The sequence below is a fragment of the Micromonospora sp. NPDC049799 genome (assembly GCF_040656655.1).
Lineage (GTDB): Bacteria > Actinomycetota > Actinomycetes > Mycobacteriales > Micromonosporaceae > Micromonospora.
This window is the reverse complement of record NZ_JBFAMU010000130.1, coordinates 1-11,608: the sequence shown is the minus strand read 5'-3', so window position 1 is coordinate 11,608 and position 11,608 is coordinate 1. Positions and strand designations below refer to the sequence as shown.

Genomic DNA, 11,608 nt, shown 5'->3' with positions numbered 1-11,608 from the left:
CTGCCCGACACCCTCCCGTCCCGCGCCCTCCCGTCCCGCGCCCTCCCGTCCCGCGCCCTCCCGTCCCGCGCCCTCCCGTCCCGCGCCCTCCCGTCCCGCGCCCTCCCGTCCCGCGCTGTCGAGCTGCCCCGTCTGTGGGGCAGCGCATCCACCGTGACGCGCTGGCGCGGATGGGCCGGCGGGCGGCCGCCTTCAGCGCCGCCGGCCGCTCGGGCCGGGCAGATCGACTGCGGGTGCGACTTCCCGGCCGGGACGCACCGGGGGCGGGGAAAGGGGCAGCCCGCCCCACTGGTGGGGCAGGTCGACAGCACTCACGGTGGACGGGCGACCGGGTCCACCACGAACGCTGGCTGAGTCATCGACGACATCACCTCGACAGCGGGTGCGACTGCTACCGGCGATGGTCGGACGACGGGCCGGAGCCCCCGCGCCGGGTGCCGGGCGTCGGTCCGCCGGACCGTTCCCCGCCCGTCAGTTCCGCGGGAAAAGGCGGTGGATGACGGCGCGGGCGGCTGCCCGAGGGTCGTCGCCGACCTCGTCGGGCAGGGCGCCGGCCAGCCACAGGGTGGCGAAGCCGTGCACGATCGACCAGGCGGCGAGGGCGTCCCCCTGGGGATCGGACGCCGTGGGGCGGTCGGCGGGCAGGCCGGCCACGCTGGCGTGCAGAGCGGCGCCGGAGCGCTCCTGGGCGGCCAGCAGCTCCGGGTCGTCGGCCCGGAGCAGGTCGGAGCGGAACATCACCTCGAAGTGCGCCCGGTGCTCCACGGCGAAGCCCACGTACGCCACGCCGACCTCCAGCAGTCCGCCGTCGGCGGCCCGCAACGCGTCGGCCAGCAGGTCGAAGCCCTGGGCGGCGACCGCGGTGAGCAGGCCCGCCTTGTCCCCGAAGTGGTGTGCCGGCGCGGCGTGCGACACGCCCGCCCGGCGGGCCAGGTCGCGCAGGCTCAGGGCGCCCGGCCCGGATTCCCCGATCGCCTCGACGGCTGCCGCGAGCAGCGCCCGCCGCAGGTCGCCGTGATGGTAGCCACGCGTTCCGGAGGACATGCCCCACTCTAACTTGCCATTGACAAGATGAGCACCGAGGGGCCAATCTTGGCAATGACTAGATAGGAGAGGTCATGATCCCCCTGCTCGCCCTCGTGATCGGCGCCGCGCTCGCCCGGCTGGCCGGCCTGGCCGGCGTCGACGCCCTGGACGGGTGGCATCCCGCCCTCCGGGTGGGACTCGCCCTGATGCTCGTACTCACCGGCACCGCCCACTTCTCGCGGACCCGACGGGCGGACCTCGTCGCGATGGTCCCGCCCGGGCTCCCCCGGCCGGACCTGCTCGTCACCGCCACCGGCGCCCTGGAGCTGGCCGGCGCGGCGGCGCTGCTCGTCCCGGTGACCGCGCGCTGGGCCGCCGCCGGCCTGGCCCTGCTGATGCTGGCGATGTTCCCGGCGAACGTCTCTGCCGCCCGGCGGGGGCTCACCCTCGCCGGCCGACCGGTCACCCCGATCGGCACGCGGACGGTACTCCAGATCGTGTTCGTCGCCACGGCCGCCGTAATTTCGTTTGGCCCCTGACGGTCTTGAGCTAACCTGTTCCGCGTGGATCTGGTGACCCTCTCCGACGTGCCGCTCGGTCGGCTGCTGGTGGTGGCCGGGCACGTCACCGGCCAGCGGTGGAACCGCTACCTGGCCGAGGAGCACGGGCTCACCCAGGCCGGCATGGTGGCCCTCATGACGCTCGCGCAGCACGGCGAGCTGCCGCACCGGGCGGTCGCCGAACGGTGCTTCGTCCGGCCGGCGACCCTCACCGGCATCGTCGACACGCTGGAGAAGGACGGCCTGGTCGAGCGGCAGCGCGACGAGACGGACCGCCGGAGCGTACGACTCACGCTCACCGACGCCGGACGTGCCCGGGCGGCGGCGCTCACCGCGCTGATCCACTCGAAGCGCCCGCTCACCTCCGTCGACGCGGACCCCGCGAAGGCGGCGGTGATCCGGGAGTTCCTCCTGGAGGTCATCGCCGCCGGGGACGAGCCGAGTCCGACCCTGGAGGCCCCCACATGCTGATGCGGTTGCTGCGCACGTTCCTGCGCCCGTACCAGCGACCGCTGGCGGCGGTGGTGCTGCTCCAGTTCGTCGGCACGATCGCCTCGCTCTACCTGCCCAGCCTCAACGCCGACATCATCGACCTCGGGGTGGCCCGGGGCGACACCGGCTACATCGTGCGGACCGGCGGGTGGATGCTCGCGGTCAGCCTGGTGCAGATCGTCTGCTCGATCGCCGCCGTGTACCTGGGCGCGCGAACCGCCATGGGGTTCGGGAGGGACGTCCGGGCCGCGGTGTTCCGGCACGTCAACCGGTTCTCCGCCCGCGAGGTGGCCCGGTTCGGGGCACCGTCGCTGATCACCCGCAACACCAACGACGTGCAGCAGGTGCAGATGCTCGTCCTGATGAGCTGCACGATGCTGGTCGCCGCACCGATCATGAGCGTCGGCGGCGTCGTGATGGCCCTGCGCGAGGACGTCGGGCTGTCCTGGCTGATGCTCGTCAGCGTCCCGGTGCTCGCCGTCGCCCTCGGGCTGATCATCCGGCGGATGGTGCCGCAGTTCCGCCTGATGCAGACGCGCATCGACACCGTCAACCGGGTGCTGCGCGAGCAGATCACCGGCATCCGCGTCGTCCGGGCGTTCGTGCGCGAGCCGTACGAGACGGAGCGCTTCGCCGGCGCGAACACCGACCTGACCGCGACCGCCCTGCGCACCGGCCGGCTGATGGCCCTGATCTTCCCCGTCGTGATGCTGGTGCTCAACGTCTCCAGCGTCGCGGTGCTGTGGTTCGGCGCGCAGCGGGTGGACGAAGGGGCGATCCAGGTCGGCGCGCTCACCGCCTTCCTCCAGTACCTGATGCAGATCCTGATGGCGGTCATGATGGCCACCTTCATGCTGATGATGGTGCCCCGCGCGGCGGTCTGCGCCGAGCGGATCACCGAGGTGCTGGACACCGACTCCTCCGTGGTGCCCGCCGCCCGACCCGTGACCGACGTGCCGGGCCGGGCCGACCTGGAGCTGCGGGACGTGCGGTTCCAGTACCCGGGGGCCGCCGAGGCGGTGCTGCGGGACATCTCCTTCCGGGTGCGAGCCGGTACGACCACCGCGATCGTCGGCAGCACCGGCGCCGGCAAGACCACCCTGCTGTCGCTGATCCCCCGGCTGGTCGACGTGACCGCCGGCGCGGTCCTGGTCGACGGGGTGGACGTGCGGGAGCTGGCACCGGACGAGCTGTGGCGCCGGATCGGCCTGGTGCCGCAGAAGCCGTACCTGTTCACCGGCACGGTGGCGAGCAACCTGCGCTACGGCAATCCCGACGCCACCGACGCCGAGCTGTGGACGGCCCTGGAGATCGCCCAGGCGCGCGACTTCGTCGAGGCGATGCCGGAGGGGCTCGACGCGCCGATCGCGCAGGGCGGCACCAACGTCTCCGGTGGCCAGCGGCAACGGCTGGCGATCGCCCGGGCCCTGGTCCGGCGACCGGAGATCTACCTCTTCGACGACTCGTTCTCGGCGCTGGACCTCGGCACCGACGCCCGGCTGCGGGCGGCGCTGCGACCGGTCACCGCGGACGCGGCGGTGGTGATCGTGGCCCAGCGGGTCTCCACGGTCGCCGACGCCGACCAGATCATCGTGCTGGAGAACGGAGGCGTGGTCGGGATGGGCCGACACGACGACCTGCTGGTCGACTGTCCGACGTACGCCGAGATCGTCGCGTCCCAGCAGACCGGGGTGGCGGCGTGACCGGGCGGGACGGGACGGCTCCCGCCGTACCCGAGCAGAAGTCGGCGGGCGAGACGCGAACGCCGAAACGGCTGCCGCCCGGCGGGCAGCGCGGCGGCCCGCCGTGGATGTCCGCCGGGATGCCCGCCGAGCGGTCGATGACCTTCGTGCCGTCGGCCCGGCGGCTGCTCGGCCGGCTCCGGCCGCACCGGGCGCACCTGGTCGCGATCATCGCGCTGGCGCTGCTCAGCGTGGGCTTCAGCGTGATCGGGCCGTTGATCCTGGGCCGTGCCACCGACATCATCTTCAGCGGCGTGCTCGGCCGGCAGCTTCCCGCCGGCACCACCGCCGACCAGGCCGTCGCCGCGGCGCGGGCGGCCGGTGACGACAGCTTCGCCGACATGCTCGCCCGGATGGACGTGGTGCCCGGCGTCGGCATCGACGTCGACGCGCTGGGCCGGGTCCTGCTGCTCGCCCTGGCGCTCTACCTCGGGGCGAGCCTGTTGATGTGGTGGCAGGGCTGGCTGCTCAACGGCGTGGTGCAGCGGACCGTCTACCAGCTGCGCGCCGACGTCGAGGCCAAACTCAACCGGCTGCCGCTGCCCTACTTCGACCGGCAGCCGCGCGGTGAGCTGCTCAGCCGGGTCACCAACGACATCGACAACATCTCCACCAGTCTCCAGCAGACCCTCAGCCAGCTGCTGACGTCGGTGCTCACCGTCGTCGGCGTCCTGGCCGCGATGTTCTGGATCTCGCCGCTGCTGGCCCTGGTGGCGCTGGTCGCCGTACCGCTGTCGGTCGCCGTCACCGGGCAGATCGCCAAGCGGTCGCAGAAGCAGTTCATCGCGCAGTGGACGCACACCGGCGAGCTGAACGGCCACATCGAGGAGGCGTTCACCGGCCACGAGCTGGTCAAGGTCTTCGGCCGGCAGCGCGAGGTGGAGGCCGCCTTCACGGCCCGGAACGACGAGCTGTTCCGGGCCAGCTTCGGGGCGCAGTTCATCTCCGGGATCATCATGCCGGCGATGATGTTCATCGGGAACCTCAGCTACGTGGCCATCGCCGTGGTCGGCGGCCTGCGGGTCGCCACCGGCGCGATGAGCCTCGGCGACGTGCAGGCCTTCATCCAGTACTCGCGGCAGTTCACGCAGCCGCTGACCCAGGTGGCCTCGATGGCGAACCTGCTCCAGTCCGGGGTGGCCTCGGCCGAGCGGGTCTTCGCGGTGCTCGACGCGGGGGAACAGAACCCGGACCCGGAGCCGCCGGCCCGGGTGACCGATCCGCACGGCCGGGTCGAGTTCGAGAACGTCTCCTTCCGGTACGCGGAGGACAAGCCCCTCATCGAGGACCTGTCCCTGGTCGCCGAGCCGGGGCACACCGTGGCGATCGTCGGGCCGACCGGGGCCGGCAAGACCACCCTGGTCAACCTGGTCATGCGCTTCTACGAACTGGACGCCGGCCGGATCACGCTCGACGGGGTGGACGTCACCACGATGAGCCGCGACGACCTGCGCGGCCGCATCGGCATGGTGCTCCAGGACACCTGGCTCTTCGGCGGCACCATCCGGGACAACATCGCCTACGGGCGGCCGGGCGCCGGCGAGGAGGAGATCGTCGCCGCCGCCCGGGCCACCTTCGTGGACCGGTTCGTCCGCAGCCTGCCCGACGGGTACGACACCGTCATCGACGAGGAGGGCAGCAACGTCAGCGCCGGGGAGAAGCAGCTCATCACCATCGCACGGGCGTTCCTCGCCGAGCCGTCGCTGCTGATCCTGGACGAGGCGACCAGCTCCGTGGACACCCGTACCGAGGTGCTGCTCCAGCGCGCGATGGCGGCCCTGCGGTCGGACCGGACCAGCTTCGTCATCGCCCACCGCCTCTCCACCATCCGCGACGCCGACCTGATCCTGATGATGGAGAACGGCCGGATCGTCGAACAGGGCACCCACGAGGACCTGCTCGCCGCGAAGGGCCCCTACCACCGCCTCCACGAATCCCAGTTCACCGCCGCGGCGACCCCGACCCCCGCGTCGGTCTAGGGCAGCAGGACATGGGAGCGGGAACCGACCACGCCGCGGATCAACGCCACGGCGTCGGCGGCGGGCATCGGATCCAGGCCGCGGCCTCCGCGCAGACGCAGCGAGACCGCGCCGGCCGCGGCCTCGCGGGGGCCGACCACTCCGACGTACGGCACGCGTCTCCGGGCGGCGTCACGGATCCGGGCACCCAGCGACCCGGCCCGCTCCACCTCCACCCGCAGTCCCCCGGCCAGGCCGTCCGCGGCGAGCCGGTCCGCCGCCTCGGCCGCACCGTCGTCGACCGGCAGCACCACCAGCTGCACCGGGGCGTACCAGGCCGGGAACGCGCCCTCGTGCACCTCGATGAGGTACGCGAAGAGCCGCTCCATGCTGCCCACCAGGCTCCGGTGCACCATCACCGGCCGGCGTCGGGCCCCACCCGAGTCGGTGTACGACAGGTCGAACCGCTCGGGCTTGTCGAAGTCGAGCTGGACGGTGGAGATGGTCGACTCCCGACCGGCGGCGTCGACGATCTGAATGTCGATCTTCGGCCCGTAGAACGCGGCCTCACCCGGGGCCTCGGTGTACTCCACCCCGTCGAGCGCCGCGCGGAGCAGGTCCTCGGCCCGCGCCCACCGGGCGTCGTCACCGACGTACTTCTCCCCCGGCCCGCGCAGCGACAGGCGGAAACCCGCCGGCCGTACGCCGAGAGCGGCGTGCGCCTCGCGGATCAGTCGCAGGATGTCGCGTACCTCCTCGCCGACCTGCTCCAGGGCGCAGAAGTTGTGCGAGTCGTTGAGCGAGATCGCGCGTACCCGGGACAGGCCGCCGAGCACCCCCGACCGCTCGGAGCGGTACATGCCGCCCAGCTCGGCGATCCGCAGCGGCAGGTCCCGGTAGGACCGGCCGCGCGCCCGGTACACCAGGGCGTGGTGCGGGCAGAGGGCCGGCCGGAGCACGAACTCGTCGTCGGCGGAGAGCCGCATCGGCGGGAACATGTCCTCCTCGAAGTACCCGAGATGGCCGGAAAGTTCGAACAGCTCCCGTCTGCCCAGCGGCGGGGTGACGACGTGGCGGTAGCCGGCCCGGCGCTCCAACTCCCGGACGTACTCCTCGACGGCGTGCCGGGCGGCGGCGCCGGCCGGCAGCCAGAGCGGCAGGCCCGCGCCGGCCAGCGGATCGGAGACGAAGAGGTCCAGCTCGCGGCCGAGCCGGCGGTGGTCGATCATGTCGCGCTCCTTGATCGGGTACGACCCGGGAGCGACCGGCGTCCGGAAAGCCGCGAGGCCCCGGGGCGGATCGCCCGGGGCCTCGTCGACGGATTCGTCAGTGCGGCGCGCCGGGGTTCCCCGGCGTCGTGGTCCGTTCCGCACTGTGCATGGGGCGACGGTACGCACGTGTCGCCACGTCGGGCATCCGAATTTCCGGCACGCCCGGAGAAAGGGGCGGGCCGCCGGCACGGGACCTGCCGACGGCCCGCGGCGGCCCGCTCGTCGAGAACGGGGGACCCGACGGTCGTGGGGCCGCGCGCCGACAACGGTACGCCGATGAACGCCGATCCGGCGACCGTCCGGCGTACGAGGTTCATCGACGACACCCGCAACCCTGGGCACCCCTCGCTCGTTGATCTCTGGTGGCCCTGTCGTGTCGGCGGTCACCACCGGCCAGGGCCGTCCCCGGTGACCCGGGCCACGTCGTCAGGCTCTGCAACATCCGATCGGCCCGTCCGGTGAGGTGGCAGCCGTGCCCGAACTACTGACCGAGGTCGCGTCCCCCATGTGGGCGTACCTGGCGCTGCTCGGCCTCCTAGTCGTCGACGCCTTCGTGCCGGTGGTGCCCACCCAGGTCCTGATGATCACCGGTGGCGCGCTCACCGTGTACGGCGGGCTGAACCTTCCGGTCACCATCGCGGTCGGGGCGCTCGGCGTCTTCGCCGGGGACCTGGCCTGCTACCTGCTCGGTCGCCGGGCCCCGACGTCGCGGCTCGCGGCCCGGCTCCGTGGCAGCCGCCGCCGGCTGCTCCGGTCCCGTGAACCGGGTCGGGCCCGCCGCGTCGCGGGACGGGTCACCGAGGGCCTGCGGCGTCCCGGCCCGCTGGTGATCCTGCTCTGCCGTTTCGTGCCCGGCGGCCGGATGGCGGCCTGCTTCTCCGCCGGACGCCGCGGTTACCCGTACCGGCTCTTCCTGCTCTACGAGTCGATGGCGGCGCTCGGGTGGGCGGCGTACGGCGCGCTGGTCGGCCACCTGGGCGGGACCGCGCTGACCGAGTCGACGTGGCGGCTGGCGTTGATCGCCGGCGCCGCCGCGGTGGGCTTCGCCGCCGCCGGCTGGGTGATGACACTCCTCAACACCCGCACCGTACGCCCCACCGCCGAGTGACCAGGAGCGCTTGACCTGTCCGTCCCGGCCGGTGTACGGACCGGCCGGGACGACGGGCGGGTCACTCCAGTTCGTGGAGCATGAGCTGGCGGGCCGCCTCGGTGATCGACCCGGACAGGCTCGGGTAGATGGTGATGGTCTGGGCCAGCTCGTTGACCGTGAGGTTGTTCTCCACGGCCATGGTGATCGGCAGGATCAGCTCGCTCGCCTTCGGTGCGACGACCACGCCGCCGATGACCTGCCCGCTGGCCGGCCGGCAGAAGAGCTTCACGAAGCCGTCGGAGACCTCGTCCATCTTGGCCCGGGCGTTGCCGCCCAGCGTCAGCATGACCTGCCGCGCGGGCACCTTGCCGGCGTCGACCTCGTCCTGGGAGACGCCGACCGTGGCCAGCTCCGGGTCGGTGAAGACGTTCGCCGCGACGGTACGCAGCCGCAGCGGCCGGACCGCCTCGCCGAGCGCGTGCCACATCGCGATCCGGCCCTGCATGGCGGCGACGCTGGCCAGCGGCAGCACGCCGGTGCAGTCGCCGGCGGCGTAGATACCGGGGACGTTGGTGCGGGAGACCCGGTCGACGGTGACGTACCCGCCCCGGGCCAGCTCGACGCCGTACTCGGCCAGGCCCAGGTCCGCGGTGTTCGGGATCGAGCCGACCGCGATGAGCGCGTGCGAGCCGGTGACCGTGCGGCCGTCGGACAGCTCGACCTCGACGCCGTCGGCGGTGCGGCGGACGGCGTCGGCGCGGGAGTTGTTGAGGATGCTCATGCCCCGGCTGCGGAAGACCCGCTCGATGGCCATCGCCGCGTCGGCGTCCTCGTGCGGCATCACCCGGTCGCGGCTGGAGACCAGGGTGACCGGGACGCCCATGGCGAGGTACGCGCTGGCGAACTCGGCGCCGGTGACACCCGAACCCACCACGATCAGGTGCTCGGGCAACTCGGGCAGGTCGTACACCTGGCGCCAGGTCAGGATCCGCTCACCGTCGGGTACGGCGGTGGGGAGCTGGCGCGGGGTGGCTCCGGTGGCGACCAGGACGGTGGACGCGGCGATCGAGTACTCCTCGCCGCCCTCGGCCGGTGTGACGATCACCCGGTGGGTGTGCCCGAGGGTGTCCTCGCCGAGCCGGGCACTGCCCGCGACGAAGGTCACCCCTGCCTTCACCAGCTTGGCGTGGATGTCGCCGGACTGCGCGAGGGCGAGCCGCTTGACCCGCCCGTTGACGGCGGTGGCGTCGACCGTGACGGCCTCCAGGCCGTCGGAGTGCACCCCGAACTCCTCGGTGTCCCGGTATCCGGTGACCACCTGGGAGCTGGCGATGAAGGTCTTCGACGGTACGCAGTCCGACAGCACGCACGCCCCGCCGGCACCCTCGGCTTCGACGACGGTGACGTCCGCGTCCAGCTGGGCGGCGACCAGGGCCGCCTCGTAGCCGGCCGGCCCCCCGCCGATGATCACGATCCGGCTCACAGCGCTCGCCCTCCGTCAGTGCTCACAGTGACTTTCTTCTCCCGAACGCGTCCGACACGCACCGTCGTATTCTCCCCCACCCGCCGGGCGGACTATCGTCATCGCCGTGCGTCATTACGCCGCCTACGGCTCAAATCTCGACCCTGCCCGGATGCGCGCCTACTGCCCGCATTCGCCGATGGTGGGCACCGGCTGGCTGGAGGGCTGGCGGCTCACCTTCGCCGGCGAGGACGTCATCGGCTGGGAAGGTGCCGTGAGCACCGTCGTCGAGTCTCCGGGCGACCGGGTGTTCGTGGCGATCTACGACATCCACCCGTACGACGCCGCCCAGCTCGACGAGATCGAGGGCGTGACCGCCGGGACGTACCGCAAGCTGCACGTGCGGATCTCCACCCTCGACGGGGACGTCACCGCCTGGATCTACGTCTTCGACGGGTACGAGGGTGGGCTGCCCACCTCGTGGTACCTGTCGGAGATCGCGAACGCCGCCGAGAAGGCGGGCGCGCCGGACGACTACGTCACCGAGCTGCGGTCCCGCCCGACCAGCACGGCGTCGGCGTAGGGCGTGTCGCACGCCCCCAGTCTGCTACCGCCCCGGCGGTGACCACTGTCCGGGATGGCTCGGCGTCGTCAATCACACACCGGCGGCGGGGACGACCAGCTCGTACATGTCGGCCCAGTACACCTCATTCAGCCCGACCGAGCGGTAGAGGGTGACCGGGGCGGTCGGGTTGCTCAGGTCGACGCCGAGCCCGACGGACTCCCGCCCCTTGGCGGCGTAGACCGCGAAGGCCCGGCGCAGCAGCGCCGCGCCCACCCCGCGCCGCCGGTACGCGGGCAGCACGGACAGGCTCCGGACGAACCCCTCGTTCTGCTCCAGCGCCTGGTCGGAGGACTGGAGCGCCCCAGCCGGCTCACCGTCGACCTCGGCCACGAACCACTCGTCCCAGGTCGTCCCGTGCAGGTACAGCTGCTCGCGCCAGCGGTCGTAGCCGACCGGCTCGTAGTCCGGCGTGTCCCGGAACGCGGTGTCGAAGATCCGGTGGAACAGCCGCAGGTCGGCCTCGTCGCCGGGGCGCAGCGGACGGACGGTCACCCCGGCCGGCAGCGGTGGCTCGGGGGGCAGGTCGGCCAGTGGACGGTGCATCCGCACGTACCGCTTGACCCGGGTGAAGCCGGCGGCGGCCACCTCGGCCGCCCAGCCGGTCTCCGGGGCGAACACCGCGGTCCGGACGGTGAGCGCCGGCAGGCCCCGCTCGGCGGCCCGCTCGGCGATCCGGTCGAGCATCCGCGCCAGCAGCGGGGCGCGGAGGGCGTCACCCCGCTCCGGATCGACGTAGACCTCCACGTACTCCCGGCCCACCCCGGTCGGGTTGTCCACGGTCGCCCAGGCCACGATCGTGCCGTCCGGGTCGGTGACCACCCAGGCGTCGCGGGTCGGGTCGGTGAACGGCGCGGTGAGGGCCGCCTCGACATCGGCCGCGTCGAAGTCCGGGTATCCGACGGCGAACGTGTCGGCCGCGTGCACGACCGCGAGGATCGCCGGCACGTCGTCCAGGGTGGGTCGGCGGGCGGTCCAGCCGGCGGGGAGAGTCACGGGGCGATCCTGGCAGGTCGGCCCACGGCCGCGCCGCCGATTTTGCCGTCCGGGCTCGGCCGCAACCCGGTGGCCGGGCGTGGTTGTCCGATCGCGCCTGATGTCTGTGCGACATATTGATGTCACAGAGACATCAGGCACGCCGAGGTCCGTGCCTTCGCCCGCGCCCACGTCGTGTGCGGCCTCACCCGGCGCGGTTCAGGTGGGCGCGGGCGGCGGTGAGCAGGTCCAGCAGCTCGGCGCCGCCCGCCGGACCGAGCGCCGCGAAGGCCGAGGCGGCCAGGCGGTCGGTCACCGGCGGGTATCCACGACGTGCTCTCCAAGAGCCTCGGGTCGTCGAACCCGATCAACATCGTGCACGCCACCGTGGCGGCGCTGAAGGGGCTCGA

The 11,608-nt window shown here is 72.8% G+C and carries 10 protein-coding genes and 1 pseudogene; 7 read left to right on the top strand and 4 right to left on the bottom strand.

From position 1 onward, the window contains the following. Positions 1–471: 471 nt before the first annotated feature. Positions 472–1,044, bottom strand: a complete 573-nt coding sequence (locus AB0I76_RS12905; protein ID WP_357034012.1) for a TetR/AcrR family transcriptional regulator — start codon at positions 1,042–1,044, stop codon at positions 472–474. Between the two features lie 74 nt (positions 1,045–1,118). On the opposite strand from AB0I76_RS12905, the gene AB0I76_RS12900 reads away from it, so the two are divergent. The 4 genes from AB0I76_RS12900 to AB0I76_RS12885 all read left to right on the top strand — a co-directional run bounded on the left by AB0I76_RS12900 (position 1,119) and on the right by AB0I76_RS12885 (position 5,799). Beyond that, positions 1,119–1,565: a DoxX family membrane protein gene (locus AB0I76_RS12900; protein ID WP_357034010.1), complete on the top strand. Its 447-nt coding sequence runs from the start codon at positions 1,119–1,121 to the stop codon at positions 1,563–1,565. A 24-nt stretch (positions 1,566–1,589) separates the two neighbouring features. Beyond that, positions 1,590–2,057, top strand: coding sequence for a MarR family transcriptional regulator (locus AB0I76_RS12895; protein WP_357034008.1), 468 nt, complete (start codon positions 1,590–1,592; stop codon positions 2,055–2,057). Then, positions 2,051–3,781, top strand: a complete 1,731-nt coding sequence (locus tag AB0I76_RS12890; RefSeq protein ID WP_357034006.1) for an ABC transporter ATP-binding protein — start codon at positions 2,051–2,053, stop codon at positions 3,779–3,781. The genes AB0I76_RS12895 and AB0I76_RS12890 overlap by 7 nt, the downstream gene beginning before the upstream one ends. A gap of 119 nt (positions 3,782–3,900) precedes the next feature. Then, positions 3,901–5,799: an ABC transporter ATP-binding protein gene (locus AB0I76_RS12885; RefSeq protein ID WP_357034014.1), complete on the top strand. Its 1,899-nt coding sequence runs from the start codon at positions 3,901–3,903 to the stop codon at positions 5,797–5,799. On the opposite strand, the gene thrS is transcribed toward AB0I76_RS12885, so the two are convergent. Next, positions 5,796–7,007 carry a threonine--tRNA ligase gene (gene thrS / locus AB0I76_RS12880; protein ID WP_357034004.1) on the bottom strand — a complete coding sequence of 404 codons (1,212 nt, stop codon included), beginning with the start codon at positions 7,005–7,007 and terminating at the stop codon, positions 5,796–5,798. The two genes, AB0I76_RS12885 and thrS, sit on opposite strands and share 4 nt — an antisense overlap. A gap of 514 nt (positions 7,008–7,521) precedes the next feature. Between thrS and AB0I76_RS12875 the strand changes: the two genes are divergently transcribed. Further along, complete coding sequence (locus AB0I76_RS12875; RefSeq protein WP_357034002.1) at positions 7,522–8,157, top strand: VTT domain-containing protein; 636 nt, start codon at positions 7,522–7,524, stop codon at positions 8,155–8,157. Positions 8,158–8,218: 61 nt separating this feature from the next. On the opposite strand, the gene AB0I76_RS12870 is transcribed toward AB0I76_RS12875, so the two are convergent. Further along, complete coding sequence (locus tag AB0I76_RS12870) at positions 8,219–9,622, bottom strand: NAD(P)H-quinone dehydrogenase (RefSeq protein ID WP_357034000.1); 1,404 nt, start codon at positions 9,620–9,622, stop codon at positions 8,219–8,221. A 106-nt stretch (positions 9,623–9,728) separates the two neighbouring features. On the opposite strand from AB0I76_RS12870, the gene AB0I76_RS12865 reads away from it, so the two are divergent. After that, positions 9,729–10,184 (top strand): gamma-glutamylcyclotransferase, encoded by a 456-nt coding sequence (locus AB0I76_RS12865; protein WP_357033998.1) that lies wholly within the window; start codon positions 9,729–9,731, stop codon positions 10,182–10,184. A gap of 72 nt (positions 10,185–10,256) precedes the next feature. On the opposite strand, the gene AB0I76_RS12860 is transcribed toward AB0I76_RS12865, so the two are convergent. Then, the gene (locus tag AB0I76_RS12860; protein ID WP_357033996.1) at positions 10,257–11,219 is read right to left on the bottom strand and encodes a GNAT family N-acetyltransferase; all 963 of its coding nucleotides are present in this window, start codon (positions 11,217–11,219) and stop codon (positions 10,257–10,259) included. Positions 11,220–11,516: 297 nt separating this feature from the next. Between AB0I76_RS12860 and AB0I76_RS12855 the strand changes: the two are divergent. After that, positions 11,517–11,608: pseudogene (locus tag AB0I76_RS12855) on the top strand (30S ribosomal protein S5); the annotation flags it as partial.

What these genes read in the sequence shown, in the direction of transcription:
- AB0I76_RS12905 (WP_357034012.1), bottom strand. Translation starts at nt 1,044, where the DNA reads ATGTCCTCCGGAACGCGTGGCTACCATCACGGCGACCTGCGGCGGGCG.
- AB0I76_RS12900 (WP_357034010.1), top strand. Translation starts at nt 1,119, where the DNA reads ATGATCCCCCTGCTCGCCCTCGTGATCGGCGCCGCGCTCGCCCGGCTG.
- AB0I76_RS12890 (WP_357034006.1), top strand. Translation starts at nt 2,051, where the DNA reads ATGCTGATGCGGTTGCTGCGCACGTTCCTGCGCCCGTACCAGCGACCG.
- AB0I76_RS12885 (WP_357034014.1), top strand. Translation starts at nt 3,901, where the DNA reads ATGCCCGCCGAGCGGTCGATGACCTTCGTGCCGTCGGCCCGGCGGCTG.
- thrS (WP_357034004.1), bottom strand. Translation starts at nt 7,007, where the DNA reads ATGATCGACCACCGCCGGCTCGGCCGCGAGCTGGACCTCTTCGTCTCC.